28 protein-coding genes and 1 pseudogene are annotated in these 25603 nt (G+C 59.8%); 12 read left to right on the forward strand and 17 right to left on the reverse strand.

Annotated elements, in window-relative coordinates:
- The first annotated feature begins 240 nt into the window (after positions 1 to 240).
- Together AC0V6U_RS07570 and AC0V6U_RS07575 are read left to right on the forward strand one after the other, a co-directional pair.
- On the forward strand, positions 241 to 576 hold the full coding sequence (locus tag AC0V6U_RS07570; protein WP_472645554.1) for an alcohol dehydrogenase catalytic domain-containing protein: 336 nt from the start codon (positions 241 to 243) through the stop codon (positions 574 to 576).
- Complete coding sequence (locus AC0V6U_RS07575; RefSeq protein ID WP_472645555.1) at positions 473 to 1291, forward strand: zinc-dependent alcohol dehydrogenase; 819 nt, start codon at positions 473 to 475, stop codon at positions 1289 to 1291. The genes AC0V6U_RS07570 and AC0V6U_RS07575 overlap by 104 nt, the downstream gene beginning before the upstream one ends.
- A gap of 136 nt (positions 1292 to 1427) precedes the next feature.
- On the opposite strand, the gene AC0V6U_RS07580 is transcribed toward AC0V6U_RS07575, so the two are convergent.
- The 8 genes from AC0V6U_RS07580 to AC0V6U_RS07615 form a co-directional block, all read right to left on the reverse strand.
- Complete coding sequence (locus AC0V6U_RS07580; protein ID WP_472645556.1) at positions 1428 to 1946, reverse strand: GNAT family N-acetyltransferase; 519 nt, start codon at positions 1944 to 1946, stop codon at positions 1428 to 1430.
- A 63-nt stretch (positions 1947 to 2009) separates the two neighbouring features.
- Entirely contained in the window at positions 2010 to 2798 is a 789-nt protein-coding gene (locus AC0V6U_RS07585; protein WP_472645557.1) for a LysR family transcriptional regulator, read from the reverse strand.
- A 60-nt stretch (positions 2799 to 2858) separates the two neighbouring features.
- Positions 2859 to 3263, reverse strand: coding sequence for a Co2+/Mg2+ efflux protein ApaG (gene apaG / locus AC0V6U_RS07590; RefSeq protein ID WP_472638450.1), 405 nt, complete (start codon positions 3261 to 3263; stop codon positions 2859 to 2861).
- 143 nt (positions 3264 to 3406) lie between these two features.
- On the reverse strand, positions 3407 to 5380 hold the full coding sequence (locus AC0V6U_RS07595; RefSeq protein WP_486169419.1) for an alpha/beta hydrolase family protein: 1974 nt from the start codon (positions 5378 to 5380) through the stop codon (positions 3407 to 3409).
- Positions 5381 to 5494: 114 nt separating this feature from the next.
- The gene (locus AC0V6U_RS07600) at positions 5495 to 6124 is read right to left on the reverse strand and encodes a 2-hydroxychromene-2-carboxylate isomerase (RefSeq protein WP_472645559.1); all 630 of its coding nucleotides are present in this window, start codon (positions 6122 to 6124) and stop codon (positions 5495 to 5497) included.
- A 315-nt stretch (positions 6125 to 6439) separates the two neighbouring features.
- On the reverse strand, positions 6440 to 7903 hold the full coding sequence (locus AC0V6U_RS07605) for a SulP family inorganic anion transporter (protein WP_472645560.1): 1464 nt from the start codon (positions 7901 to 7903) through the stop codon (positions 6440 to 6442).
- Between the two features lie 226 nt (positions 7904 to 8129).
- The gene (locus AC0V6U_RS07610) at positions 8130 to 9347 is read right to left on the reverse strand and encodes a trans-sulfuration enzyme family protein (RefSeq protein WP_472645561.1); all 1218 of its coding nucleotides are present in this window, start codon (positions 9345 to 9347) and stop codon (positions 8130 to 8132) included.
- A 10-nt stretch (positions 9348 to 9357) separates the two neighbouring features.
- On the reverse strand, positions 9358 to 9918 hold the full coding sequence (locus tag AC0V6U_RS07615) for a TetR/AcrR family transcriptional regulator (RefSeq protein WP_472645562.1): 561 nt from the start codon (positions 9916 to 9918) through the stop codon (positions 9358 to 9360).
- Positions 9919 to 9993: 75 nt separating this feature from the next.
- On the opposite strand from AC0V6U_RS07615, the gene AC0V6U_RS07620 reads away from it, so the two are divergent.
- Positions 9994 to 10416, forward strand: a complete 423-nt coding sequence (locus tag AC0V6U_RS07620) for a hypothetical protein (RefSeq protein WP_472645563.1) — start codon at positions 9994 to 9996, stop codon at positions 10414 to 10416.
- Positions 10417 to 10464: 48 nt separating this feature from the next.
- On the forward strand, positions 10465 to 11739 hold the full coding sequence (locus tag AC0V6U_RS07625) for a phospholipid carrier-dependent glycosyltransferase (protein ID WP_472645564.1): 1275 nt from the start codon (positions 10465 to 10467) through the stop codon (positions 11737 to 11739).
- A gap of 51 nt (positions 11740 to 11790) precedes the next feature.
- On the opposite strand, the gene AC0V6U_RS07630 is transcribed toward AC0V6U_RS07625, so the two are convergent.
- From AC0V6U_RS07630 to AC0V6U_RS07660, 7 genes and pseudogenes are all read right to left on the reverse strand, one after another.
- Entirely contained in the window at positions 11791 to 12096 is a 306-nt protein-coding gene (locus AC0V6U_RS07630; protein ID WP_486169420.1) for a GIY-YIG nuclease family protein, read from the reverse strand.
- A 35-nt stretch (positions 12097 to 12131) separates the two neighbouring features.
- Positions 12132 to 13242 (reverse strand): annotated as a pseudogene (locus AC0V6U_RS07635) (glycosyltransferase).
- A 21-nt stretch (positions 13243 to 13263) separates the two neighbouring features.
- On the reverse strand, positions 13264 to 14325 hold the full coding sequence (gene leuB, locus AC0V6U_RS07640; RefSeq protein WP_472645566.1) for a 3-isopropylmalate dehydrogenase: 1062 nt from the start codon (positions 14323 to 14325) through the stop codon (positions 13264 to 13266).
- Between the two features lie 10 nt (positions 14326 to 14335).
- Entirely contained in the window at positions 14336 to 14938 is a 603-nt protein-coding gene (gene recO / locus AC0V6U_RS07645; RefSeq protein WP_472645567.1) for a DNA repair protein RecO, read from the reverse strand.
- 28 nt (positions 14939 to 14966) lie between these two features.
- Entirely contained in the window at positions 14967 to 16958 is a 1992-nt protein-coding gene (locus AC0V6U_RS07650) for a S9 family peptidase (protein ID WP_472645568.1), read from the reverse strand.
- 90 nt (positions 16959 to 17048) lie between these two features.
- On the reverse strand, positions 17049 to 17300 hold the full coding sequence (locus AC0V6U_RS07655) for an accessory factor UbiK family protein (protein WP_472645569.1): 252 nt from the start codon (positions 17298 to 17300) through the stop codon (positions 17049 to 17051).
- Positions 17301 to 17494: 194 nt separating this feature from the next.
- On the reverse strand, positions 17495 to 18043 hold the full coding sequence (locus AC0V6U_RS07660; protein ID WP_472645570.1) for a TspO/MBR family protein: 549 nt from the start codon (positions 18041 to 18043) through the stop codon (positions 17495 to 17497).
- A 432-nt stretch (positions 18044 to 18475) separates the two neighbouring features.
- Between AC0V6U_RS07660 and AC0V6U_RS07665 the strand changes: the two genes are divergently transcribed.
- Entirely contained in the window at positions 18476 to 18649 is a 174-nt protein-coding gene (locus tag AC0V6U_RS07665) for a hypothetical protein (RefSeq protein WP_486169421.1), read from the forward strand.
- Between the two features lie 60 nt (positions 18650 to 18709).
- The gene (locus AC0V6U_RS07670) at positions 18710 to 19366 is read left to right on the forward strand and encodes a DUF6969 family protein (protein ID WP_472645572.1); all 657 of its coding nucleotides are present in this window, start codon (positions 18710 to 18712) and stop codon (positions 19364 to 19366) included.
- 120 nt (positions 19367 to 19486) lie between these two features.
- On the opposite strand, the gene AC0V6U_RS07675 is transcribed toward AC0V6U_RS07670, so the two are convergent.
- Both AC0V6U_RS07675 and AC0V6U_RS07680 read right to left on the reverse strand, forming a co-directional pair.
- Entirely contained in the window at positions 19487 to 20263 is a 777-nt protein-coding gene (locus AC0V6U_RS07675) for a TlyA family RNA methyltransferase (RefSeq protein WP_472645573.1), read from the reverse strand.
- A gap of 48 nt (positions 20264 to 20311) precedes the next feature.
- Positions 20312 to 20482: a hypothetical protein gene (locus tag AC0V6U_RS07680; protein WP_472645574.1), complete on the reverse strand. Its 171-nt coding sequence runs from the start codon at positions 20480 to 20482 to the stop codon at positions 20312 to 20314.
- Here AC0V6U_RS07680 and AC0V6U_RS07685 point away from each other — a divergent pair.
- The 6 genes from AC0V6U_RS07685 (at position 20469) to AC0V6U_RS07710 (ending at position 25487) form a co-directional block, all read left to right on the forward strand.
- Positions 20469 to 20882: a hypothetical protein gene (locus AC0V6U_RS07685; protein ID WP_472645575.1), complete on the forward strand. Its 414-nt coding sequence runs from the start codon at positions 20469 to 20471 to the stop codon at positions 20880 to 20882. The genes AC0V6U_RS07680 and AC0V6U_RS07685 overlap by 14 nt on opposite strands.
- A gap of 657 nt (positions 20883 to 21539) precedes the next feature.
- A complete protein-coding gene (locus AC0V6U_RS07690) occupies positions 21540 to 22634 on the forward strand; it encodes a branched-chain amino acid aminotransferase (protein ID WP_472645576.1) in 1095 nt (364 codons plus the stop codon).
- A gap of 358 nt (positions 22635 to 22992) precedes the next feature.
- Positions 22993 to 24030 carry an oxygen-dependent tRNA uridine(34) hydroxylase TrhO gene (gene trhO, locus AC0V6U_RS07695; RefSeq protein ID WP_472645578.1) on the forward strand — a complete coding sequence of 346 codons (1038 nt, stop codon included), beginning with the start codon at positions 22993 to 22995 and terminating at the stop codon, positions 24028 to 24030.
- On the forward strand, positions 24027 to 24689 hold the full coding sequence (locus AC0V6U_RS07700) for a glutathione S-transferase (protein WP_472645579.1): 663 nt from the start codon (positions 24027 to 24029) through the stop codon (positions 24687 to 24689). Before trhO ends, AC0V6U_RS07700 begins: the two co-directional genes overlap by 4 nt.
- Before the next feature lie 36 nt (positions 24690 to 24725).
- On the forward strand, positions 24726 to 25097 hold the full coding sequence (locus tag AC0V6U_RS07705; protein ID WP_472645580.1) for a hypothetical protein: 372 nt from the start codon (positions 24726 to 24728) through the stop codon (positions 25095 to 25097).
- Between the two features lie 84 nt (positions 25098 to 25181).
- Positions 25182 to 25487 (forward strand): hypothetical protein, encoded by a 306-nt coding sequence (locus AC0V6U_RS07710; protein ID WP_472645581.1) that lies wholly within the window; start codon positions 25182 to 25184, stop codon positions 25485 to 25487.
- The last annotated feature ends 116 nt before the right edge of the window (positions 25488 to 25603 follow it).

Genomic DNA, 25603 nt, shown 5'->3' on the forward strand with positions numbered 1-25603 from the left:
GCGTGAATTCCCAAAGGTGGCGCAGAATATCAAGCGAAATCGCTATATCTGTTTTGACTTCAGGCGCCAGCGGCTGCATCCGCAGCCTCGGCTATCCTCGCTCACGCGATCATAGATCGCATCGCTGCGGGCGGGCGGTCGCCCTTGCGGCGCTGCGCGCCGATGGGTGTGATCCTCCTTGCGGTCAGTCCGTGATCCGGCAATGGGTAGAGCCAACGGACTTCTGGGAGAGACAATTCAATGCAAGCGCTGGTGTTCAACGGACCGCGAGACATTCGCTATGAAAGCTATGCCGACCCGCAGTTGCGCAGCGACAACAGCGTCATTCTAAAAGTGGAAAGCTGCTCAATCTGCGGCAGCGATCTGCACATGTATCACGGCGCGCATATCGGCAACACCGAATATGGCTCTAATATCCCTAAGTTTTGCGTCGGGCATGAATTCATCGGCGAGGTTGTTGAGGCGGGCGGCGATGTCCACGGCTTTAAGGTCGGGGACAAAGTGCTGGCCGCCGCGCGGAACAGGCTGCGGCAGTTGCTCCGCCTGCCGCACGGGCAATGCCGCATCGTGCCGTAAAGCGACCGCCTTTGGCCTCAGCACAGAGCTGCAGGGCGGCCAGGCAGAATATGTGAATGTGCCCAATGCCGATGCGACCCTGTTCTCCACCGATGGGCTGACGACAGAGCAGGCGCTGCTGCTGACCGATGGCATGGCGACCGCCTATTTCGGCCTGATGCGCGCCGATCCGAAGCCCGGCGGCAGTGTCGCCGTGGTTGGCCTTGGCCCGATTGGCCTGATCGGCGTGGAGCTCGCGTTCTTACTCGGCGCAAGCCAGGTGATCGCGATCGATCCCGTGCCCGCTCGCCGCGAGATGGCGGAGAAACTGGGTGCAACCGCCTTTGCTCCGGGCCCAGAGCTGCACGCGCAAGTGATGGAGGCGACGAGCGGCCGCGGCGCTCAGTCAGTGTTTGAAGCAAGCGGCGCGAAGGGCGCAATCAATGCGGTGCTGCCGCTGACCGCGCGCGGCGGAAACGCCAGCTTTGTCGGCATTCCAGAGCCCGATGATGTTCTGCCTTTGCCGCTGATTATGTTCAAGAATATCACCGTGCGCGGCGGCATTTGCGATGTGACAAACATGTGGCCGCATCTCGTACCACTTGTGCAATCCGGCCGGATGAAAGCGGACGGATTGTTCAGTCACCATTTCGCGCTCAGCGAAGGCGCAGAGGCCTATAAACTGTTCGACAGCCGCGATGATGGCGTGCTGAAGCTCAGGATTGATGTTGGGTAATTGCCGAGAATTCCGGCTTGGAATGGTTCGGCGCGAAGCGCCGCAAGGGCGACCGCCCGCCCGCAGCGATGCGATCTTTGATCGCGTGAGCGAGGATAGCCTAGCGAACGGATGTGAGCGCTTAGCGCTTGAGGCGCTAAGAAAACTCTGAACTCAATAACCCATAAAGCAGGATATCACGCAGGCCGATATGCGTCGTTTCATGCTCGCGCAGATGCGCCTCGCGGGTGAAGCCGAGGCGTTCTAGCACCTTGATCGACGGCTCGTTATCGACATCCACCTCAGCGATCAGCTTGCGCGCGCCCTCATGTAGCAAGTGCTTCACAAGCACTTCCGAGCACTCGCGCGCGATGCCCTCACCTTGGCGGTGCTTGACCGTGACATAGCCGATTTCCTGCACGCCGTTCTCATGCGCAGGCATAGCGACAAACCGGCCCAAGACTGCGCCTTCGTCGTCTTCAGCGATCCATGTGCGGCCATTCCAATCGGGGTCGGCCAGCCAACCCCAAAGCTCCGCCTCAGAGGTGAAGTGCGCGCGGGACATATAGAGGTTCTGCTGCTGATCCGCGAAGGTCGGGAACAGCGCGGCGGTATCCGCCTCGCGCAAGGGCCGCATGGTGAAGCGGGTTGTGGTGATGATTGGAATATTGGTCATGGCAGAAGCTCTATCCCGGTTCGCAGCACGAACCGCAAGGGCGCGGGTGGCTCGGAACCGAAGCTAAGAGCTCAAATGCGCGACCAACGCTTTCACCTTCTTCTGTCGCCATTGCGGCAGCGGCGCGAGCAGCCAATAGGCCCGCTGGCTTTCGCTTGGTTCCTCCAATGCTTCTAGCCGCCCATCGCCCAGGGCCTCCGCCACTAGCGGCAGCGGCAAAACTGTGCGGCCCATTCCCGCCAGCGCAGAGCTCAGCGCTTGGCCGGGATTGCCGGCCTTGATGCAGGCCTTTGTCTCCTCCGGCAGAGACGCGCCCGGCCAATCGATCCAGGCATCGCGGCAATTCGGCGCGGCCACTGTCACCCGCTGAGCCGGAGCCAATTGCGCGCCCTCCAGATCACCGGGCCCATCGACCAGACGGATCGCCAGATCGAGGTTCGCCTCGGTAAAATCGGCATTCTCATCGGAAACGAGGATATATTGCACCCCGTCCGTCCCGGCCTGAAATTCCGCCAAGCGCGGGGCGAGCCACTGCGCATAGAACTCGCGCGGGACCGCAATTGTATAGCGATCGGATGCCTGGCCCGCCTGCATCGCCTGAACGCTTTGCTCAAATTGCAAAAAGCCTTCTCTCAGCGGATCGAGCCCCGCCTCACCTTCCGGCGTCAACTCCAAGCCCTTGCTGGTCCGGCGGAACAGCACCACGCCGAGGTGATCCTCCAGCGCGCGGATCTGCTGGCCAACGGCCGCCGGCGTCACCGCCAGTTCGTCTGCCGCTCGGGTAAAGGAGAGATGCCGCGCCGCTGCATCGTAAACGCGCAGCGCATTCAATGGAAGATGGGTCCGTTTCACGCAGCCGATCTAGCCAGCCACTTGCAGCTGCGCAAGCTTACGCCGCGTCGCACTTAATGCTTAGGAACGATCCGCCGTTTCAGGCGCGGCCAGCGGGAAGAACGGGATGCGCACTTCGATCGGCGATCCATCGCCGCGCAGGAAGGTGTAGAAACCCTCCATCGAGCCATGCGGCGTCGTCAGCGGGCAGCCAGAGACATAATCATGGCTTTCGCCCGGTGCGAGCTTGGGCTGTTCGCCAACCACACCCTCGCCATCGACATGGTTCACCATGCCGCGCGCATCCGTGATCCGCCAGTGGCGGGTGCGCAGTTGCAGCGTCTCGTGCGAGCCGTTTTCGATCCGGATGTGATAGACCCAGAACCACTTGCCCGCCTCAGGCTGCGATTGCTCGGGTAGAAAATTGACAGCGACCCGGACGGTTACCCCGTCGGTCACAGCAGCGTGTTGAAACAGCTCTTTCATAGGTCTCTCAAGGTAACGATTCTCAGGCCCTTCACAAGAGCACCAACGCGCTTAATCCCCCCTGTATCCCAGATTCATCGCGAATTGCCGCAAATTAGGGACAGTGCCTAGGGCCGCATTGAGTGTTCCGCCCTCGGAAACAACTAACTCGCGGGGTCAGCTGGATTGTGCTCTGCGAGGAATTTTTCCAGCGCATCGTACCATGCCTTTTCGTTTTCAGGCTTGGAGAAACCGTGTCCTTCGCCTTTTAACACAAGTGTCTCTGGTCTGATTGCCGCGCCTCTGGTCGCCTTTTCAAAAGCCTCATACTGCGAGAATGGCACATTCCTGTCGGCCGTACCGTGCGCTAGCAACACTGGTCGCGACAATTCAGCAGCACGATGTACCGGCGACACCTGATCGAGATCAAAATCTTCATCACCCTCGACCTTTTGACGCCAGTCTCGGCTCGCCTTTCGAGTCAGGAACCGGCGATCGTATTTGAGTATTTCGTCCCAGTCCGTCACGCCTGCCCAGCTCGCTGCGCAACGGTAACGCTCTGGATTGCGCAACACCGCCCATAAAGCGGCATAGCCGCCATATGATGCGCCAACCACGCAGACCCTCGAGGGATCGGCGATGCCTTCTGCGACAGCCCAGTCCATCGCATCATCAAGGTCGTCTTGCATGCCGCGCCCGACTTGCCCTTCTCCGGCTTCATAGAAGGCATCTCCATAGCCACCTGACCCACGATAATTGGGTTGCAAAACGGCATAGCCGCGATTGGCCAAAAGCTGGACTTCGTCGTGATACTGAAGCTTGTCCCGCACTCCAAAGGGGCCGCCGTGCGGCATAATGATCAATGGTAAACCTGTGGGGGATCGCCCCTCAGGGAGGGTCAGATAGGCCCGAATTTCGAGCCCATCACGAGCGGTATAACGCACCGGCTTAGCCTTCACGAGCAATCGAAAGTCGAGCTCCGGTCGGTAATTGGCTAGAAGGTCGAGCTTCTGTTCATCGGGAGAGAATATGTAAAGCGCCCCTGGGTCTGATTCGCTGCCGCCCCAGATAAGCATCCGCTTATTGTCTCGCGATCTCGATAGAACGCGAACTTCTTCCATTTTGAGCGCATTCTTCAACCGCTTGTAGAGTTGTTCATTTTCGTCATCGAACCACACGATCTGGTCGCGATCATCGGTATAAAGTGCGGCAAGCGGCGTGCCGTCAGGTTGGAGCCAGAGCTCCTCCACGTCCCAATCCGGGTTCTCATAGTAGGTATCAACAGGCTCACCAGCGGCATAGTCAAACAGACGTACGCCGACACGGCCATCTTCACCCTCCTCGAGCACATACCCGCGATCGGATCCTGAAACAATCTGGACGACGCTCCAGTATCGGCTTTCCTCGTCGTTAGCCTTTATCTTGCCAACAAGATCAAACTTACTCTCCGCATCAGGGCGGTAGTAGACCCGCAGCCGTTTATTACGCCATCCCATCCCGAGGCGCACAATGCCATCATCGTCCGCGTGCCAATTCCAAACACCAGTCTTTGGCTTAACAATTCGCTCGATCTCGCCCTCAGGTGCAAGTTCATAGCGATAGACGGCGGGATAGCGGCGCAATGAGCCTTGGACTGAGATAAGCGCGTACGATCCATCTTCGGCAAGATGCACTAGGTCTCCGCCCCACAGGACCTTGTCGTCAACCTCGAGCGCAAACCAAGAGTCGTCCGTAATTTGGCGAATGTAAAGCCTGTTGATACGTATTGGCAAACCAAGGAAGCTTCCGGTGCCGGAAATTGACATCAATAACTTATCATTGCCTGCCCATCGGACCCAATCAATGTGCTCGGTCTTTGCCACCGTATAGCGCTTGGTTGCCTCACCAGACGCAGCATCCAAAAGCAGAATTTCAGACGTACCTTCAATCTTCCGCACGACGGCTAGATGCGCGCCATCAGGTGACATCACAAAATCGCGAAACGCACTGCGACCAGCAAAGTCTTCGGTCGCAATCCTGGGAGGCGGACTCGCTCGGTCTGCTTTGGTGACCGCCGTTTGAGCGACATCGGCGACCTGATCTTGTGCCAATGCAGGCTGTACCGCCAACAAAAGCGTAGCCAAGAAAAACCATCGCATAGCTTCAGCGCCCCAAATCAAACGGACCGGAACTTCCCCAAGTTGCGGCTCCCGCAGAGCCTATAATGGAGCGCGCAAAAGACAAGCGCAAAGACGCGCGCAAGCCATGCTCACTCACCCCTTCGCCAATTCTTCCTCGACTTGGTCCAAGCGCTCTTTGCCAAAAAACATTTCATAGGTGGAAGGATCGGCGCCGGTTTTGCCGACGAACATTGTCGGAATGCCAAATGCGCCGCGTTCAACCGCTGCGGATGTGTCTTGGACCAGCCCTTCTTTCACTTCGTCGCTCTGGCTGCGCGTGAATAGATCCGCCGCGTCGAAGCCTGCTGCGCTGAGCGCCGCGCCCAAGGCATCTTGGTCGGTAAAGTCGATGCTTTCCTCCCAAATTGCCTTCAGCATGGCTTCGACAAATTGGACCCCGCGCCCATCCTGATCGGCGGCGTAGAGCATCCGCTGCAATGTGATTGAATTGAACGGAAACTGCGGGTGCATGCGGTAATGGCTGAGGCCGTGCTTGGTGATAAAGCGCTGCATTTCTAGCATCGCATATTCATTCTTACCCTTCACATCGGCATCGCGCATGAATGGCGGGGCATTGCCGGTAAGCTTATGCATTCCTGCGAGAAAAACCGGGATTACATCGATCTCTGCCCCGGTCCGGCGCAGCACCTCGCGCAGCGGCCACCACACCAGATAGGCGTTTGGGCTGACGAAATCGAAAGTGAGCTCAACGCGGTTTGCCATGTGGTATTTTCTCCCGTTCTTGTTGGGGAGAATGGGTTGCACACGGTCGTTGGCAGAGCAAGAGTGAGCGGAAAGAGTATTTGTTTTTGCGCACTCGCATCCGCGAGCGCGATATCCTCACTCCCTACGGTAGCTCCGGGCGGCCGGTCGGCCTTGCGGTCGGCTAGACGCCGACCGAGCTCCGCGACCAAGCCATTAGTTTTGGACTGGATCGACGCCGCAGGCGTCGCAAGGCCGACTGGCCGCCCGCAGGGGCCCGTAGCGAAGCGGAGGAATAGCCCCGAGGACGAAGGCGCGGATGCGCCTTCGTCAAAATCAATGCGGCGCTAGCCCCGTTTCCAGACCGGTGCGGTCTTCCAGTGCGAACTTATCGAACAGGTCCGCGCTCGCCGTGTTCAAGCCCACAATACGCGTGTGGCGGCCGTTGCGGCGCATCCGGTCGACTGCTTTTTCCAGCGCGCCAATCGCTGAAATGTCCCAAAAATGCGCCTTGGACACGTCGATCACGACGTAATGCGCGGCGTCGTCATACTGGCTTTCCGGGCCGAGCGCGTTTTGGAACTTGTCGACGCTGGCGAAGAATATCTCGCCGGTCACGACGTAAACCGCGCTGTGCTCGCGGCGAATGCGCTCGACCGAGAACAGGTTGCGGACCTTGTTTGCGAAGAAAATGCCCGACAGCAGCACGCCGACCAGCACGCCCAATGCCAAATCATGCGTCCACACCACGACCACGACGGTCGCGATCATCACGGCAGAGCTGGTGGGCGGATGGCGGCGCAGATTGGGGATCGAATTCCAGCTGAATGTGCCGATCGACACCATGATCATCACCGCGACCAGCGCAGGCATTGGCACTTGGCCTACATAACTACCGAGCACGGTGAGCAAGAACAGCAGAAACGCGCCCGCGGTAAAGGTCGACAAACGCCCGCGACCGCCCGATGCAACGTTGATCACTGACTGGCCGATCATGGCGCAGCCGCCCATCCCGCCGAAACATGCGGCCACGATGTTGGCGATGCCTTGGCCGCCGCTTTCGCGCTGTTTGTTGCTGTCGGTGTGGGTCATGTCATCGACGATTTGCGCCGTCAGCAGGCTTTCCAGCAGGCCAACCGCCGCCATCGTCGCCGAATAGGGCGCGATAATCTTGAGCGTTTCCCATGTCAGCGGCACGTCAGGCAGGGCGAACACCGGCAAGCCATCGGGCAATTCGCCCTCGCCCGCGACATTGTTGACCGGCAGATTGTAATAGATCGCCACCGCCGTCAGCAGGACGATCGCGACCAGCGGACTGGGCACGGCCTTGGAGATGCGCGGGAAGCCATAAATGATCGCGAGGCCAGCGGCGACCATCGCATAGGTTTCCCACCCGACGCCGGTAAGCTGAGGAATTTGCGCTAGAAAAATCAGGATCGCGAGCGCGTTTACAAAGCCGGTGATGACCGAACGGCTGACGAATTGCATCAGCAGATCGAGCCTTAGGACCGCCGCAATCCCTTGGAAAATGCCCATGAGGATGGTGGCTGCGAACAGATACTCAACCCCGTGGTCTTTCACCAGCGGGATCACCACAACGGCCACCGCAGCGGTCGCCGCAGAGATCATGCCAGGACGCCCGCCGGTGAGCGCAATCACCATCGCAATCGCGACCGAGGCATACAGCCCTACGCTCGGGTCAACACCCGCGATCAGGGCAAAACCGATCGCCTCTGGGATCAGCGCAAGCGCAACAACGATGCTCGAGCAAGGATGTCTGCGCGCGGCTGAGCCAGCCAATCGCGCCGGAAATTGCCAATGAACGTGGCATCCGCAGCCATAAAGAATTCCAAAGCTTGAGTGCGGCGAAGACCCCCTTCACCGATTGAATTGCCGCGCCCCTAGGCTTTTATGCTGCAACGCACAACCGCGCGAATGCGTATTCATTCGCGGTTTTGGGTGCGTGAGGCGCTTTGGCCACGGGTGCTTTGCGGCCGGAGTTGCTTCGCTAACTGGCGAGCAGGATTTAGAGCCCGGCCTTCCCCAAGGCCTGGTCCAAATCCTCTGTCAAATCGGCCAGATCTTCCAGGCCAACATTGATCCGCAGCAGTCCTTCCGTCACGCCCATTTCCGCGCGGCCTTCCTCGCTCATCCCTGCGTGGGTGCTGGAGGCGGGGTGGCACATCAGGCTACGCGCGTCGCCAATATTGTTCGAAATATCAACGAGTTCGAGCGCATCGAGCAAAGCGAAGGCGCGCGCGCGTGTGCCGACATCAAAGGCGAAGATCGGCCCGGTTGCATCCATCTGAGCCTTCGCGAGATTGTGGCGCGGATGGCTTGGCAGGCCGGGATGCAGCATATGCCCGCCGCCCTTTGATATGCGCGGCTCCAGAAATTCGCCGAGCGCCACAGCCTGCTCGCTTTGCTTGTGCGCGCGCAGCCCAAGCGTCTCCAGCCCCTTGTGCACGACCCAGGCGTTAAACGCGCTGATCGTCGGGCCGGTGTTGCGCTGAAACGGCATAAGCGTCTCATTGATCCACTCTTCGCTGCCGCAAATCGCCCCGGCGAGCACGCGGCCCTGCCCGTCCATCAGTTTGGTCGCGCTGTAGGCAACAACGTCTGCGCCAAATTCCATTGGCCGCTGCAGCGCTGGCGAGGCAAAGGCATTGTCGACCACGCTGGTGATGCCATGCGCTTTTGCGAGCCCGCAAACATGTTTAAGATCGACCACATCCAGTGTCGGATTGGCCGGGGTCTCAAAGAAGAACACTTTGGTGTTTGGCCGGATCGCAGCCTCCCACGCGGCATCATCCGCGCTGTCGATCACGCTGGTTTCAACGCCAAATTTCGGCAGCAGTTCATCCACCAGCCAGCGGCACGAACCAAACGCCGCGCGCGCCGCCACCACATGATCCCCGGCAGACACTTGGCACAGCAAAGCCGCCGTCATCGCCGCCATTCCGCTAGCTTGCGCGCGGCAGGCCTCCGCCCCTTCGAGCAGCGCAATCCGTTCCTCCAGCATCGCAACGGTCGGGTTTTGCAGGCGCGAATAGGTCATGCCTTGCGCATCACCCGCGAACCGGTCTGCCACCGTTTGCGCATCGTCATAGGTGTAGCCGGAGGTGAGAAACAGCGCCTCACTCGTCTCGCCATGCTCGCTGCGCCAGGTTCCCCCGCGCACCGCGCGCGTTGCAGGCCGCCAATTGCGCGTCGCCGCGCGGTCCATTCCAGTGGTCTTTTTCATGAGGGCGCTTCTAAGAGGGAGACAGATCACTCGCAAGCAGTCCTTCACGCGCCGTGCGCGCATGGCCGACCATGCCAAGCATCAAACTGCCCTCAATCAGGGTCAGCAGATAGCGCGCCCCGCCCGCAGGGTCAGGATCATCGGCGGGCATTTGCGTCTCCAGCCAGCCGAGCAGCTCCGCCATCATGCTCTCTGCCGCCTCGCGGTAGCCGGGAATGCCGCGCGCCGCGCCCGCCACAATCTCCCACCACAGCGCCATAAAAGGCTGCATCGCCGGTTCGCGGCCCTGCGCAAGGATGCGGGCCACGCATTGCTGCCGCGTCACCGCCTTTTCATCGCCCACACCGGCATCCAGCGCCGCAGAATAAATCCCGGCGATATGCTCCAGAACATCGGTAAGCAATTGTTCTTTATTGCCAAAATGATAGATCAGCATACGGTCGCTGGTTCCCGCAGCCTTCGCCAAGGGGCGCAGGCTTGCCCCGCCGAGACCTTGCTCCAAAATATGCTGCGCGAGCAGTGGCAGCAGCGATTCCTTCGACATTTGCGGCTTGGATATGAGTTTTGACATAAGCTCTTGTAGCGAACGCTACACTGCGTTACAAGCGCCTGTAGCACTCGCTACATATGCACGGAGAATCGACCCATGAACCCGCTTGAAATGTCCCCGCTCGAAATTCTGGCCGCCGCTGGTCTGATCTCCATCGCCGGTGTCGCCGCCTATATCGTGATGGCGGATCGCAAGATTGGCAGCGCGGCCATCGCCGCTGCGCTGTGCGCCGCTTTCCTAACCTATAGCGGGGTGACCATTTACAGCGAGGGATTGCAGACTGTCTGGACCAATCACACGCACAATATGTGGGGCGTTCAGGTCTGGTGGGATCTGCTGTTTTCCGTTGGAATCGCGCTGTTTTTGATCGCGCCGCGCGCCCGGGCTGTGGGTATGAATGTGCCGCTGTGGACGCTCGCGATCCTTGCCACGGCCAGCATTGCCTTGCTGGCAATGGCTGCGCGCCTGTTCTGGCTCGAAAGCCAAGCGGAAACGAGCAAACCTGACAATTTGTTCTGATCCAAACACTTGCCGCTGAGGAGGGGCGCCGCTAATCGCTCCTCCGAAATGAGCGAAGCCCCTCCCCATCCGCGCGACCCATGGCTGGCCTGTCTGGGCATCACGGCTGTGTTCGCCGCTTTGGCGTGGGTGCGGCTGACGATCCCTTCGGGTCCGATGTTTGATGAGATCCATTATCTGCCCGCCGCGCGCGCGATTTTGGAAGACGGCATTTATCTCAATCGTGAGCATCCTCTACTCGGCAAGCAATTGATTGCGCTGGGGATTACTCTGTTTGGAGATAATGCGCTGGGCTGGCGGATCATGCCGATGATCGCGGGCGCTCTGGCCCTATTCGCGGCGATGCGCGCCATGTGGCAGGCCAGCTTTGACCGGTTTGCCACGATTGCCTTTGGCGTGCTGGTCGCCAGCGGATTTCACCTCTTCATCCATGCCCGCATCGCGATGCTCGACGTGTTTATGGCCGCGTTCCTGTGCATCGCGGCATGGCAATTCGCCGGTGCGATCAGAGAGGCAGAGCGTGGACGCGTGCGCCTCGCGGCCTGCGGCATTGCGCTGGGCCTGGCGATGGCGTCCAAGTGGAACGCGGTGCCGATTGCGGTACTACCGGGCATCGCTTTCTTCGCTGCGCGCCTCTCCGCCGGTCGGCAGCGACTGCTCACCAGCACACGCGGCATTCCGGTGCCGGGCATTTCGCTGGCCGAGGCGTTCCTGTGGCTCGGCATTGTCCCGCTCGCCGCCTATGCCGCGACTTATCTGCCCGCTTACGGCCTGCTCAATTCGCCGCTGGCAGAGCAAGGCCTGATCGGCCTCCACCGCGAGATGATCGAGCTGCAGGCCTCCGTCAAACAGCCGCATCCCTATCAAAGCACGTGGGACCAATGGGCGCTGAACACGCGCGGCATTTGGTATCTCTATGAGTTTACTGACAATGCTCAGCGCGGCGTGCTGCTGATCGGCAATCCGCTCACTATGCTGCTCGGCCTGCCCGCGCTTGCTTGGTGCGCGCTCAGCGGCGCGACCACTCGCAATTGGGCCAAGATAGCGGTTGTCGCGGGCTATGCCGCCAGCCTCGGGCTATGGCTGATCGCGAACAAGCCGATCCAATTCTATTACCATTATTTCATGCCGAGCCTGTTCCTGCTGAGCGCGCTGGCCCTGACGCTCGGCGATCTATCGCGCAGCAAATTTCGCTGGGCCAGCTACGGAGTTCTGCTCGGTAGTGCCGCGATGTTTGCGCTATTTTTCAAAATCTTGACCGCCGCGGAGCTCGATGGCCCGATGAGCTTTGTCCATTGGACCTGGATTGAGGGGTGGAGGTAGGGAATAGCCCTCCCTTCGTCATTGCGAGCCAAAGGCGAAGCAATCCATGGCCTAAAGGGCAATATCAAAGAACAGGTCTCGCCAGTCTGGGTTCGAAGCCCCAATTTGCGAAATCTTGGCCTTCCTCGAGCCAGCTTTAAGCTGCTTCTCTCGCATTATCGCATGTTCCATGGTCGAGTGCAGTTCAAACCACACGAGCCGCTTGCAATTGTACCTTTTGGTAAAGCCTTTGACCGCTCCGCTGCGATGTTCCCACGCCCGCTTCGGCAGATCCGAGGTCACGCCCGTGTAGATCGTGCCGTTCTTGTGGTTCGCCATTATGTACACGGCGGGTTGAAAATTTGAGGACCGGTCCATGGATTGCTTCGCTACGCTCGCAATGACAACGAGGCTCAATATCTTCCCCAGACGAACCGGCTGGATAGCGCGTAATTCCACACTGATCCGATCAGAATCCCGGCGAGCGCGGCCAGCGCCCAGTAAACACCCTGACTTTCCAGCAGCGTCGCCACCGCGACATTGGCAAAAGCGCCCACTGCGCAGGTCGCGCAAAAGCCAAGCCATCCGCGCAGCACCGCGCCCGGCCCGCGCAGCCGCTGATCACGGTAGGTCAACCAATTGTTGAGCCAGAAATTGAAGCTCATTGCCGCGAACACAGCGCCCGCTTGTGCGATGGTGAAGGCCTCTTCCAGCCAAAGCAGCAGCAGCGCGAGCACCGCCATATGCACGATCACGCCCAGCGCTCCGACCGTGCCGAACAGCGCGAAACGGGTCGGGATTACGCGGCCCAAAGTCTTGTCATAAAGCCCAGCCAAAAAGTCGAACAGGATCGCGCGGTCAAGCTTGCTTTCGCCCTCCCGGCGTTTGGCAAATTTTAGCGGAAATTCCTTTACGCTCAACGTCTTGCCAGAGGTCGCCAGCAAGTCGAGCAGAATCTTGAATCCAATCCCGGACAGGCGCGGCACAAGCGCACGCGCGGTGTCACTACGCAGCAGAAAATAGCCGCTCATCGGGTCAGTCAGATCAGCCCCGGTTAAACGCCGTGCCATCGCATTGGCAAAGCCGGACAGACGCTCTCGCTCTGGCGCTGCCCAGTCCTTTGTACTCGCCCCCGGAGCAAACCGTGAAGCGACCGCTACGTCCACCTCCTCGCTACGCACCGCATCCAACATACGCCCGAGCAATTCCGGGTCGTGCTGGTGATCAGCGTCCATCACCGCGACGAATGGCGCGGCGGTGGCGCAAAAACCCTCAATCGCGGCGCTGGCTAGGCCCCATGCGGCCAATCCGCTGGATCACGCGCACCCGCGCATCGCCCAGCGCAATCGCGCGCGCCTCATCCGCCGTGCCATCGGCACTGTTATCGTCGATAATCAGCACTTCCCAGCCGTTCGCGCCCAAAATCGGGGTCAGCGCGGCATCAATTCGCTCCACCAAGGGCGCCAGATTGCCGCGCTCGTTCAGCGTCGGCAGGATAATCGCAAGTTCAAGCCCGGCCGTCATTGTGCATGCAGCCCCGAGCGCTCACAGCCGCTCGATAATCGCGCTGCCAATCGCCTCGCAGCCGTGTGAGCCGCCCAAATCGCCGCCGCGAATGCCGTCAGCCAGCGCTTTTGCCACCGCCGCCTCGATCCGCGCTGCCTCCGCCTCCAGCCCGAAGGAATGGCGCAGCATCATCGCCGCTGACAGAACCGTCGCCATCGGATTGGCCTTGCCCTGCCCGGCAATATCGGGCGCGCTGCCATGGATTGGCTCGTACAGGCCGAACGTGCCGTGCTCAGTTTGGCGTGAGCCCATGGAGGCGCTCGGCAACAGACCGATTGAGCCGACCGCCGCGCTGGCGAGATCGGACAGAATATCGCCGAACAGATTGCCGGTAACGATCACGTCAAATTGCGATGGCCCGGTGACAAGCTGCATCGCGGCGTTGTCGACATACATGTGATCAAGCGCGATGTTGTCGTTCTGCTCCGCCGCATATTCCAGCACGGTTTCGCGCCAAATACGGCTGGTTTCCAGGACGTTAGCCTTGTCGACGCTGGTCACGCGGCCGCCGCGCGTCTTGGCCGCGTTCCAGGCGATGGCCGCGATCCGGCGGACCTCGCTGACGGAGTAAGACATCATGTCCCACCCCTCGCGCTCGCCGGCGTCGTTCACGCGCTCGCCCTTGTCTCCGAAATAAACGTCTCCGGTCAGCTCGCGGACGATCAGCAGATCAAAACCCGCCGCCTGTTCCGGCGCGAGCGGAGAAAGCTCCTCCAGCCCGTCAAACACCTTGGCCGGGCGCAAATTGGCAAACAAATCAAGCTCTTTGCGCAGGCCCAGGATCGCTTGCTCCGGGCGCAAATGCCGCTCCAGAATGTCGCAAGAGGGATCACCCACCGCGCCAAACAGCACCGCATCGGCCGCGCGAGCCATCTCCAGCGTCTCTGCGGGCAGGGGGTGGCCATGACGTTTGTAAGCGATCGCGCCAATATCGCCCTCAAACAGGGTGAGACCCGGCAGCGAGAGCGCATCAAGCACCCGCAAGGCCTCTTTCGTCACCTCTGGGCCAATCCCATCACCGGGAAAAACTGCGATCTTCATTGGCAAACTTTCACGTCATCATCCGGGCCAGCCGCTCTGTAAGCAGCGTTCGCGCGGCCATAACATCGAAGGGCCGCTCGGCAAGCACGTATCGCGCAAGCGGCGCCTCAAGCGCCTTAAATTGCGCCATTTGCTCGGCCAAATCGCCATTTGCATCAGGCTTGCCGCCGCCATACCCCAGCTCGCGCAGCAGCATCGCCTCATAAGTCACCAGCACAGACAGCCATCCGCGCGCCGAGGGCGCATGGCAAATCGCGCCCAGCAGCGCATTCAGCGCTTGATAGAGGCTGGGATAAGGATTGCGCTCTGGCAGGGCGGTGGCCGTCAGCGCGCAAACCCATGTGATCGCGGCGGCTGGCAGCGGCTCTGTCATCCACGGCCCGCGGCTTTCCGAAAGTTCGATCCGCGCAAACGGCAATTGGTTGTCCGATTTGGAGCGCAGCTCCGCCTCTATCGAATTGCCCGGGATCATCACCGGGCGCAGCCGCCGACCGCGCCCGCCCGCGACATAGCCTGCAACGAGCCCATGCTCCTCGGTCAGCATGCGCGCAATCGCGGCGGTTTCGCCATGAGCGCGCGAGGCGACCAGGATGGCAGGCGCTCTGATATTCATGGAAGTCTGCGGTGCAGCGTACGGGGTGTCACTGCTCCTCGCTCAGCCCCAGATGCTGTTCGATAAATTCGGCTTGTTTGCGGAAATAAAACAGCTGATTGCTGAGTTTGCGCCAGCCATGCCCCTCGTCCGGAATACGGATGAATGGCGCTGGTACACCATTTGCGCGCAGCGTCTTCACCATGGTTTCGGTCTCCATGATATCGATCCGGGGATCCATTACGCCGTGCGAATAGAGCACCGGCACATTGATCTGATCGGCTTTGCGGATGGGCGAGTTCACCGTGTAATATTCGCGCCAACGCTCCTCTTCGATATCGCCATATTCGATTTTGTCAGAGGCTTTGAGCGCAGGCGAGGCGATCTCCAAAGCGGTCACCCAATCCGCCACACCGAACAGCGAGACCCCGGCGGCAAATTCGCCAGGATATTCGGCCAGCACCGCGTTCACCGCATAGCCGCCATAAGAGCCGCCCATCACCGCCGCCCTATCGCCATCGATCAAGCCATCGGCGGCCAGCGCGTTCTTCAAGTCAACCAGATCGCGCACCGAATCCAAGCGGTTCTCGCGGTCATCCAGCGTCGTATAGGTCCGCCCTAGCCCGGTAGAGCCGCGCACATTGGGCTCAAACACCGCAACGCCGCGCGCGACGTGATATTGCGCAATCGCATCAAAGGTTGCCTGCGATTGAGCCGTTGGTCCGCCATGGACGGAGAAGACGACCGGCGGCGCGTTTTCGCCCGTGCCCGCGCCCTCTGGCAGATAGAGCAGCCCCTGCAATTCCAGGCCATCGCGGGCATCATAGCGAACGACCCTCGGGCAAATCAGGCGAGCCGGATCAAGCCCAGCCAGATTGGCCTCCATGATCTTTTCCGCCGTCCCTACCAGAGGGTCGATCATCCAGAGTTCGCCCGGCGTTTGCCAGCCATTGACCCGCACCATCAGCTTGGGGTCGGCCCCGCCCTCGCAATCGAGCGTGTAATTGCCATCGGGCAATTTGGGCACGGTCATCTGTAGACCTTCGTCTTTGCTCCGTATGAAAAGCCGGTCAAACCCGTTGTGATTTTCAGTGTAGGCGATGACGCTCCCGCCAGGCCCGCACAGCTCGACATTCTCGACGTCGGCTTTCGGGCGAAAGGCGGTTTTGATGTCGTCCTTACCCAGATCATAGCGCGACAGAGCAGAATATTCGCGGCCCAGGTTGGTCGAGAAATAGACTGCTTCTGAATTCTCGCCCCATTCAAACCCGCCGACCGTATGGCTCGCGCGGTCATCCACGGGCGGCTTGGAAATCGTGGTCATTTCCTTAGTCGCGAGATCGAGCAGATAGAGATTGTCGGCATCCTCGCCCACCGTTTCAGTGACGATGGCGTATTTCCCATCTGGCGAGATCGATTCCGGAATGAGGCCCAATTCGCTCTCGACAATCAGTTCGCTCTCGCCAGTCATAGTGCCGCGATAAATGTCGAACACGCCTGCGCCGCGCGCGGTAGAGGCGTAGACAAAGCTGCCATCGCTCGCAAAATCACCGAACACGCGGAAATCACCGCGTGCCGCTGGCAGGACTTCGGTCTCTTCTTTGCCGTCTGGGGTGATGGTGAAATAGCCCGGCTGTTCATTGCCATCACGGTCGGCGGCATAGAACAGGCGGGATCCATCGGGCGTCCACACCGGCGCGCTCACCCCGGTTTTGAAGGTCACTTGCTTGGGCACACCGCCGCTGGCAGGCATCACCCACAATTCCGATTGTCCGGTTACATCCCAGCTAAACGCGATTGTCTCGCCATCGGGCGAAAGGTTGGCTGCACCCGGACCATTTGCGAGCAGATAGCGCGCAATGTCCGCCGGATGCTCTCCCGCACGGCCAATCGACACATCGCTACCGTCGGGTTCCATCGCTTCGATAGAGAGGTCTGCGCCCTTAGCCCCGCCGAAACTTTCCTCTGCGTCTTGCGCCAAGACAGCGGAAGGCAACAGGGCAATTACGCCAGTGGCGGCAAGGAGCGATGTGCGAAGCATGGACGGCCTTTCATAACAGAGCAATTGCCCGCGAACCTAGAGGAACGCCGCAGGCTTGCAATCCCGCCGTGGCCGGTATTTTTGGGCAGATTACTTCTTGGAGAGCTTGGCTTCGAGCTGCTTGATCCGCGCCTCGAGCGCTTCGTTCTGCTCGCGCGCCTTTTGCGCCATCAGTTTGACCGTCTCAAACTCTTCGCGGCTGACAAAATCGACCCCGCCCAAGGCTTCGCGCATTTTCTCACGCGCGCCCTCGCGGGCCTCGCGCGTCATGCCGACCATGGTGCCAGCGGCGCTGTTTGCGAGTTTGACGAAGTCGGCGATGATCGGGTTTTCACTTTGCATGGGCTTCAGATGGTGAAGCGAGCGGGATTTGTCTAGAGGAGTGTTGTGCGTGACTCGCTTATCTAACCGGTCCGTTGCCAGGCCACCCGCGCCCTCCACCCTTCCACCCGGATCGTATCCGAAACTGTTCCGGGTGGAAGGGTGGAGGGTGCGGGTGGCTCCGGCCGCAAGAGACACAAGCCGCGAGCCCTTTCTTATAACTCAATCCGCTGGGCCGCGGCGCCCTCGCCCGATGTCCCGCCGTCCGGGTTCTCCACCATGAATTGATAATTCAGCACAGTCGCGAATATGACCCAGGCGAGATAAGGCAGCAGCAGCAAAGCCGCGAGTTTCCGAACCCGGTAAAACGCCCAGATCACGGCCAGCAGTGTCACGCAAACCAGGCTGAGGACGATGAGCCCGCCGACGATATTCTGAGCGCCGAAGAACGTCGGTGTCCAAGCCAGGTTGAGCACGAAATGCACCGCAAACAGACCAACCGCGAGGCCCCGGCCATAGGCTCCCCAAGAGCTGACGACCAAGGCCAGGGCAAAGCCGATCATCATGTAAAGGATCGTCCAGACGATGCCGAATGCGGCAGGAGGCGGGAAAATGCTCGGCTTGGTCAGACCTTGGAACCAGGCCGTGTTCGGGCTGCCCAGCTGGCCAGCGACGAAACCCAGCAAAACGATCAAGGGCACCAGAAACAAAGTCCAGCGCAGCAAACTGGCCCGCAATTGCGCTTTGGAAGCGAGAAAACTCATATCCATCCTCGAGAGAGCCGCGCAAACGGCCATAATTCGGACAGAATACGGCGCGATCTCGCGGGTGCGATCAGAGCCAGCCGGGATACACATCGCCGCAGCGCGCGCCAATCACGCCCGGCCGCTGAAACGTTAGATCGTCGGGGAAGAAACGCAGCTCAGCGCAATTTATTACCAAATTATCAACAAAACCATTGGGCCACTTTCAAAGCATCTGCTAGGCCTGCCACATTCTTGCCGTGATTCTTGAGCGCACGACGGTGAGGAACGTTGGAGTGGGGCGCTCAACCCAATGAGGTAAAATTTCTATGCAAAAGACCAAACTCGCATCGATGATGGCGATCGCTGGCGGCCTTTCAATCGCTACTGCTGCGTGTTCAGCACCTGCTGACGAAGCAAGCACCGACGCAGACACCACTGCAGTGGCTTGCTGTGCAGCTGCATGCTGTGCCGCTGGTTGCTGTGCTGCTGAAGGTTGCGAAGCATCTGCTTGTGCAGCTGAAGGTTGTGAAGCATCTGCATGTGCGGCTGAAGGCTGCTGTGCTGCTGCTTGCTGTGCAGCTGCATGCTGTGCCGCTGCTGAATAATTCAGCTCAGCAAAGCTAAGCATTGTGGGCCGGTGACAACGTGGTTGTCGCCAGCCTCTTTGTTTTTTAGACACAGCTTATGACACCTGAAGAAGCCGCGCTCACCGTTATTGAAACGATCACGCAAATGGCCAGCGAGCAGCGCCCGCTGATGGCACGCGTATTGCCCGCCGAAGATGTGCATTTCTGGAAGCATTATCCGGATAAGGACGCGCGCGACGCCAAAACTAAATCGCGCTGGTATTACCACGTGCACGCACCGGGTCAGCGCGATGCGAACGAACACGGCCATTTCCACCTATTCCTGCACCGCGATCAGCTGATCAAGGGCAGCCAGGTTGCCGTGATGCCGCCGGAAGGCGAGAAAGCCAAAGCGCATGTGACCCATCTGGTCGCACTGTCGGTTAATACGAGCGGCATTCCAATGTCGTGGTTCACCACCAACCGCTTCGTCACCAACGAATTTCTCTATCCCGCAGAGACGATGATCAAGCATCTGAAGCTCTACAATGTCGATAAGACACAGGAAGATGAGCTGGTGAACCGTCTGGTCACTGCCATGGTCGCGCTGTACCGCGAAGAGATCGCCGAGCTGCTGCGCCAGCGCGATGTCCGTCAGGCTGAACTGGTCGCCGAGCATGGTCCAAAGGGCTATGAAAAGGACTGCGGAGTCGAGGTGCTAAGCTCCATCCCGATTGATCTCGACGAGAAGATTTCAGCTCTCGATCTGGATTAAGATCACTCGTCATTGCGAGCCCTAGGCGAAGCAATCTATAGACCAATTCCGGAATTTTTTGACCTAAGTGGCTAGGCCATGGTTTGCTTCGTCGCTGTCGCTACTCGCAATGACGCGCGGCTATGATCTTCTCGCACTCACCAGAAATTCCACATTGCCTTGCGGACCGGTGATCGGGCTTTCGACAATACCCTGAATGCGCCACCCCGCCTGCTCCAGCCAGTCGCGCACTTCTTCGCACACGCGGGTATGCAGCGCCGCATCGCGCACCACCCCGCCCTTGCCCACTTCCGCGCGGGCGACCTCGAACTGCGGCTTGATCAGCGCCACCAGCTGGCATTCCTTCGCCGCCAATTCCAGCGGCCGCTCCAGCACTTTGGATAAGCTGATGAAGCTCGCATCGCACACCACCCAGCTGTACGGCTGAGTGATATGATCCGGCGTCAGTACCCGCGCGCTGGTCTGTTCATAGACAGTGACGCGATCGTCTTGGCGCAGCTTCCAGGCGAGCTGATTGGTCCCGCTGTCGACCGCAAAGACATGCGCCGCTCCATTTGTCAGCAGCACGTCCGTAAATCCGCCAGTCGATGACCCGACATCCATCGCCGCCACGCCTTTGGGATCGAGCCCAAAATGCTCAATCGCATGGGCGAGCTTAATCCCGCCGCGGCTGACCCAAGGGTGATCGCGCCCGCGCACCTCCAGCGGCGCATCCTCGGCGATTTGCTGTCCCGGCTTGGTCACCTTTTGCTCGCCGACGAACACCGCGCCCGCCATCACCAGCGCCTGAGCGCGCGTGCGGCTTTCCGCCAGGCCGCGCTCGGCTAGCAAGTGATCGACACGCTTCTTTTTTGCTTTAGGAGCGGATTTCGCTGAGGAATTCGGTGTTTTCGGCATAGACGAGGGCCTCGTTAGCGCGCATTGATGCGGCATGAAAGCAATCACCTACAACGCCATCGGCGCCGTCGCTCTCAGTTTTACCATTGCCGCCTGCGTGCCATCCTCAGAGCCGCCCAGCGTCGCAACCTCCGCTCCTGCCACGACAAGCACGCCTGCACCCGCGCCCAGCCCCTTGCCAGCACCGCCGAAACCGGCCGCAACCTTGCCGCCGCTCACCGGCGGATTGTCCTTTCTTGATGCTCCGCAAACCCCAGGCAATTGGCGCTACATCGTGGAGCGCAATGAAACCTTCGCTCTGTTCGGCAGCAGCGTCCAAGACGCGCAGGCGATCATCCGCTGCGATTTGGACACGCGCCAAGTTGGGATTGGCCGGTTTGGCCTAGCCGCGAGCGCCGCGGCAATGCGGATTCGCTCTGAAACTCGGGCGAAGGAAGATATGGCGACCACGCGCGACAGCGGACAGCCATTGGTCGCCTTTGAGATCAACGCGAATGATCCGGTGCTGGATGCAATGGCGCTGTCAAAGGGGCGTTTTGCGATTGAGACCGCCGGGATGCCGACGCTATACCTGCCCGCGTGGGCCGAAGTGACCCGCGTGATCGAAGACTGCCGGTGATTTAGCGAGGCCGCACATTCTGACGTGGGAAAAGTTTTTTACAAGACTTGTGTTCGAACTCAAAACGACTCAGATTGATCCTCGAGTTCAGCGGCGAACGCAGTACTCGGCCCCCCGATGATACGGCAGGGTCTTGGCTTAATAGCGCGAAAGGAGGTGATCCGATGTCTCATGGTTCAGTAGCGAGGTCGGTGAAGATCCCTACGGAGCATATTCGGTAGTTTCCCTCGCGGAAAAAGACGCCGAGTAAGGCTTTGTGAGCGGCACTTCCGGCCGCTGACCATGCGAAGGGCAGTTCCGCTGAGGCGGAGCTGCCCTTCTCAGTTTTTTGGTGGGCTTCAAGCGCCAGCGCTCACATCCGTTCGCTTGGCTATCCTCGCTCTTACGACCTGAAGGTCGCATCGCTGCGGACGGCCAGTCGGCCTTGCGAACCCTACCGGGTTCGATCCACTGCCTAACATCCGGCTTGGTCGCGGAGCACGGCGCGCAGCGCCGCAAGGGCGACCGCCCGCCCGCAGCGACGCGATCTTTGATCGCGTGAGCGAGGATATCGCGAGCGCGGATGCGCTTGCGGAAAACAAACAAACAAACAAACCAACACACCCCAACCTCACACAAATCTTGCCCTTGCGCGCTCACGGTATTACGCGCTTCCCCATGCAATTTGAGACGATCCCCCACCCCTCGCCAATGGCTGATGATGCGCGCGAAGCCGCCATCGCCGATCCTGGTTTTGGTACGGTCTTCACCGATCACATGGTCACGATTGACTATGATGAGGGCGCAGAGGGCAGTGTCGGTGGCGGCTGGCATTCCCCGCGCATTGGCCCGCGCGAACCCATTGCGCTCGATCCGGCGGCCAGCGTTCTGCACTATGCGCAGGAAATTTTCGAAGGAATGAAGGCTTACCGCCTGGCGGATGGCGAGCTCGCCTTGTTCCGCCCAGAGGAAAATGCCCGCCGGTTCAACGCCAGCGCGCGGCGGATGGCGATGCCTGAACTGCCTGAGGAGCTGTTTCTAGAGGCCGTAAACAAAGCGGTCACCGCAGATGCCAAGTGGTTTCCCAGCGTTGAAGGCGGCTCGCTCTACATCCGCCCGTTCATGTTCGCGACCGAGGCGTTTCTGGGCGTGCGCCCGGCCAAGCAATATAAGTTTATCGTCATTCTGAGCGCGGCGGGCAATTACTTCAAATCTGGCTCGCCAGCGGTCAGCATTTGGCAATCGGAATACACCCGCGCGGCCCCCGGCGGCACAGGCGCGGCGAAGACCGGCGGCAATTACGCGGCCAGCCTGGTGCCCACCGGCGAGGCGTTCAAACGCGGCCATGATCAGGTCCTATTCCTCGATGCGGTCGAGAAGAAATGGGTCGAGGAGCTGGGCGGCATGAACCTGTTCTTCGTCATGCGCGATGGCAGCGTTGTTACTCCGCCGCTAACCGGCACGATCCTGCCCGGGATCACCCGCAACAGCCTGATCACCCTGCTGGGCGAAGAAGGGCTGAGTGTGCGCGAGGAACCCTATTCGATCCAGCAATGGCGCAGCGATGCGGCCAGCGGCGATCTCGTCGAGGTGATGGCCTGCGGCACGGCGGCGGTTGTCACTCCGGTTGGTAAAGTCGATAGCGCTGATGGCGAATTCGTAATCGGCAATGGCGGCCCCGGCGCAGTGACGAGCAAAATTCGCGAGAAGCTGGTCGGCATCCAGCGCGGCAGCGTGGATGACACGCATGGCTGGGTGAAGCTGGTCGGATAATGACGGACCCTCTGGCCCCTACTTTTGTAGATAGGATGAAGCGCAGCTGGGCGTTTTACGCTCTAATGGCAGGACTGCTTGGGGTGATTGCGCTGTTTGCGGTCCGGGCCGAGCAGGTCGTCAACACTGATCCAGTTCTTGTATCAGCGACCGTTCTCTCGTTCGGGACTCACGCCGACTTTGATGGCAACCACCCAACCATGACTGTGAAAACAGAACAGGGCAGCACGCGAGAGATCACGATTGCACCGCGCGTGCAAAGAACTTGCAGAATAGCTATGGAGGTCGTTCTTGAACGCCGCGATACACATTTGCGAGTGGCACCTGAAGCCTGCCAAACTTCCTTGAAATCGAACTCATGACCAACAACCCCATCCAAGTTGCAGCGCTCTATAATTTCGCGCCCTTTGATGACCCCTCTGCGCTGCAAGGGCCCTTGCAGGCGGCATGCGATGCGGCGGGAACGCGCGGCACCATTCTGCTCGCGCCAGAGGGCGTGAACGGCACCATCGCTGGAACGCCGGAGGGTATCGAAGCCGTGCTCGCGCACATCCGCACTCTGCCCGATTGCGAGACCTTTGACGTCAAATACTCTCATGCCGAGAGCATGCCGTTTCACCGGATGAAGGTGCGGCTGAAGCGTGAAATCGTCACGATGGGCGAGCCGGGGATTGATCCGCGTGCCAGCGTGGGCCGCTATGTCGATCCCAATGATTGGAACGATCTGATCAGCGATCCCGACACCATCGTGATCGACACGCGCAATGATTATGAGGTCGCAATCGGCCAGTTCGAAGGCGCGATTGATCCCAAGACCCCGAGCTTTCGTGATTTTCCCGCCTGGTTTCGAAATCGCCGTGAAGAGCTGCTGGGCGAAGGCAAAACGCCCAAGGTCGCAATGTATTGCACTGGCGGCATTCGCTGCGAGAAATCGACCAGCTTCCTGCGCAGCGAAGGCGTGGACGAGGTCTATCACCTCAAGGGCGGCATTCTCAAATACCTTGAAAACGTGCCGGAAGACGAAAGCCTGTGGCACGGCGAATGCTTCGTATTTGATCAGCGCGTTGCGGTGAAACACGGGCTGGAGCTCGGGTCTTACGGGCAATGCTTTGCTTGCCGCCATCCCCTGAGCGCGGAGGAGATGGCCTCACCCGACTATGCCGAGGGGATCAGCTGTTCGCATTGCATCGATGCCCGCAATGATGAGCAGCGCGCCCGCTATGTTGAGCGGCAGCGGCAAAAGGAACTCGCCAAGCAGCGCGGCGAAGCGCATATCGGCAAGCCGATTGAGACCTCTGCGGGAGACGCGAGCGACGACGGTTTTGACGCGGGCGAAAGCTGGGAAGCAAACTTCCCCGGCGGCCTTGCGCCAGACACGCTGAGCGATCCGAAATGACGCATCCGCCGATCCTCTATTCCTTCCGCCGCTGCCCCTATGCGATGCGCGCGCGAATGGCCCTGTGGGTGGCGGAAATCGGCGTGATCCTGCGCGAGGTGAAGCTGTCGGATAAGCCCCCTGCCCTGATCGAAATCTCGCCCAAGGCGACCGTGCCAGTGCTGATATCGGTCGATGGTCCGGTGCTGGAGGAAAGCATTGAGATCATGCGCTGGGCGCTGGGCAAGAATGATCCAGAGGGCTGGCTGACGGGTGATGATGCGGAGCTGATCGCGCGCAATGACGGCGTGTTTAAGCATCACCTTGACCGCTACAAATACCCATCGCGCTATGAGGATGAGGCCGATCATGGCCAGGTTGATCACCGCGCGGAAGGCTATGCGATCCTGCAAGACCTCGATGCGCGGCTCGCGGCTCAGGCATTTCTGTGCGGCGAGACCCGTACTTTGGCCGATATGGCGCTGTTCCCGTTTATTCGGCAATTCGCCAATACGGACCGCGAATGGTTTGATGCGCAACCGATCCCGCATTTGCAAAAATGGCTGGAGGGGCATCTATCCTCCGACATTTTCAAGAGCATCATGCCCAAGCTCGACCCTTGGAAAGCGGGCGATCAGCCAACGCGTTTTGGGCCAGCAGAAAGTATGACTGCGCAATAATAAAGGTTTAACCATACACTAGTAGGATCGCTTAGTATGGAACCTAAGCACTCTATTTCAATCGACCTCGATCACTCTGAACTCCACTTTTCGCTTAGTGGTTTTTGGAATGAAGAGCTGGTGCAAGACTTCTTGCAAGAGGCTCATACGGTCGCCGCGCCACTGGTCGGAACCGGCAAGCCTTACAGCCTGCTAGGCGACCTGCGCGAATTCGTGCCGCAAGACCGCGCGACCGCCGCCGCGATTGAAAACAGCAACAAAGAGGCTTTGAATTACGGTGTGAAGCGCCTTGCGCTGGTCACCACATCGCCGCTGGTGAAGCTGCAATATCGCCGCATCACCGAAGGCTTGAACGCGGAGTTCTTCGAAGAGCCGCAAGCGGCCAAGGAATGGCTGCGCCAAGACTAAGCAGGCCAGCACCGCAGGCCAGAGCCTTGCCGCGCACTGCCGCATTTTACCAAAACTTCAGCATTCCTTGCTAGACCTCTAAGTATGGCAACGAAGGCGCCCTCTCACAGCATTTCCGTGCTGGTCGACAAGCGCGAGATCCACACCTCGATCTCGGGCTTTTGGACGCGTGAGGAAATCGATGGCTACATCACTGCGGTCAATGCAGAGGCGTTCCCTCTGATCAAGAACCCTGGGCCGATCGTCGCACTCGTCGACTTTACCGACTTCGTTGCGCAGGACCGCGAAACCAGCGACGCCATTCGCAATCACTTGGCTGGGGCCGCACGAGGTTGGCCTAAAGCGCATCGCCGCGCTGGGCACCTCACCGCTGGTAAAGCTGCAATATAAGCGACTGAGCGACGGGATTGAGGTCGAGTTTTTCGATGATCGGATCAGCGGGCTTGAATGGATTCGTCAGCCGCTCTGATCGGCTCGAACACGGCGGCAAAACACTGAACCGCGTC

Source organism: Erythrobacter sp. W36, assembly GCF_057364935.1.

What these genes read in the sequence shown, in the direction of transcription:
- AC0V6U_RS07570 (WP_472645554.1), top strand. Translation starts at nt 241, where the DNA reads ATGCAAGCGCTGGTGTTCAACGGACCGCGAGACATTCGCTATGAAAGC.
- AC0V6U_RS07575 (WP_472645555.1), top strand. Translation starts at nt 473, where the DNA reads ATGTCCACGGCTTTAAGGTCGGGGACAAAGTGCTGGCCGCCGCGCGGA.
- AC0V6U_RS07580 (WP_472645556.1), bottom strand. Translation starts at nt 1,946, where the DNA reads ATGACCAATATTCCAATCATCACCACAACCCGCTTCACCATGCGGCCC.
- apaG (WP_472638450.1), bottom strand. Translation starts at nt 3,263, where the DNA reads ATGAAAGAGCTGTTTCAACACGCTGCTGTGACCGACGGGGTAACCGTC.
- AC0V6U_RS07595 (WP_486169419.1), bottom strand. Translation starts at nt 5,380, where the DNA reads ATGCGATGGTTTTTCTTGGCTACGCTTTTGTTGGCGGTACAGCCTGCA.
- AC0V6U_RS07600 (WP_472645559.1), bottom strand. Translation starts at nt 6,124, where the DNA reads ATGGCAAACCGCGTTGAGCTCACTTTCGATTTCGTCAGCCCAAACGCC.
- AC0V6U_RS07610 (WP_472645561.1), bottom strand. Translation starts at nt 9,347, where the DNA reads ATGAAAAAGACCACTGGAATGGACCGCGCGGCGACGCGCAATTGGCGG.
- AC0V6U_RS07615 (WP_472645562.1), bottom strand. Translation starts at nt 9,918, where the DNA reads ATGTCAAAACTCATATCCAAGCCGCAAATGTCGAAGGAATCGCTGCTG.
- AC0V6U_RS07620 (WP_472645563.1), top strand. Translation starts at nt 9,994, where the DNA reads ATGAACCCGCTTGAAATGTCCCCGCTCGAAATTCTGGCCGCCGCTGGT.
- AC0V6U_RS07625 (WP_472645564.1), top strand. Translation starts at nt 10,465, where the DNA reads ATGAGCGAAGCCCCTCCCCATCCGCGCGACCCATGGCTGGCCTGTCTG.
- AC0V6U_RS07630 (WP_486169420.1), bottom strand. Translation starts at nt 12,096, where the DNA reads ATGGACCGGTCCTCAAATTTTCAACCCGCCGTGTACATAATGGCGAAC.
- leuB (WP_472645566.1), bottom strand. Translation starts at nt 14,325, where the DNA reads ATGAAGATCGCAGTTTTTCCCGGTGATGGGATTGGCCCAGAGGTGACG.
- recO (WP_472645567.1), bottom strand. Translation starts at nt 14,938, where the DNA reads ATGAATATCAGAGCGCCTGCCATCCTGGTCGCCTCGCGCGCTCATGGC.
- AC0V6U_RS07650 (WP_472645568.1), bottom strand. Translation starts at nt 16,958, where the DNA reads ATGCTTCGCACATCGCTCCTTGCCGCCACTGGCGTAATTGCCCTGTTG.
- AC0V6U_RS07655 (WP_472645569.1), bottom strand. Translation starts at nt 17,300, where the DNA reads ATGCAAAGTGAAAACCCGATCATCGCCGACTTCGTCAAACTCGCAAAC.
- AC0V6U_RS07660 (WP_472645570.1), bottom strand. Translation starts at nt 18,043, where the DNA reads ATGAGTTTTCTCGCTTCCAAAGCGCAATTGCGGGCCAGTTTGCTGCGC.
- AC0V6U_RS07670 (WP_472645572.1), top strand. Translation starts at nt 18,710, where the DNA reads ATGACACCTGAAGAAGCCGCGCTCACCGTTATTGAAACGATCACGCAA.
- AC0V6U_RS07675 (WP_472645573.1), bottom strand. Translation starts at nt 20,263, where the DNA reads ATGCCGAAAACACCGAATTCCTCAGCGAAATCCGCTCCTAAAGCAAAA.
- AC0V6U_RS07690 (WP_472645576.1), top strand. Translation starts at nt 21,540, where the DNA reads ATGCAATTTGAGACGATCCCCCACCCCTCGCCAATGGCTGATGATGCG.
- trhO (WP_472645578.1), top strand. Translation starts at nt 22,993, where the DNA reads ATGACCAACAACCCCATCCAAGTTGCAGCGCTCTATAATTTCGCGCCC.
- AC0V6U_RS07700 (WP_472645579.1), top strand. Translation starts at nt 24,027, where the DNA reads ATGACGCATCCGCCGATCCTCTATTCCTTCCGCCGCTGCCCCTATGCG.
- AC0V6U_RS07705 (WP_472645580.1), top strand. Translation starts at nt 24,726, where the DNA reads ATGGAACCTAAGCACTCTATTTCAATCGACCTCGATCACTCTGAACTC.
- AC0V6U_RS07710 (WP_472645581.1), top strand. Translation starts at nt 25,182, where the DNA reads ATGGCAACGAAGGCGCCCTCTCACAGCATTTCCGTGCTGGTCGACAAG.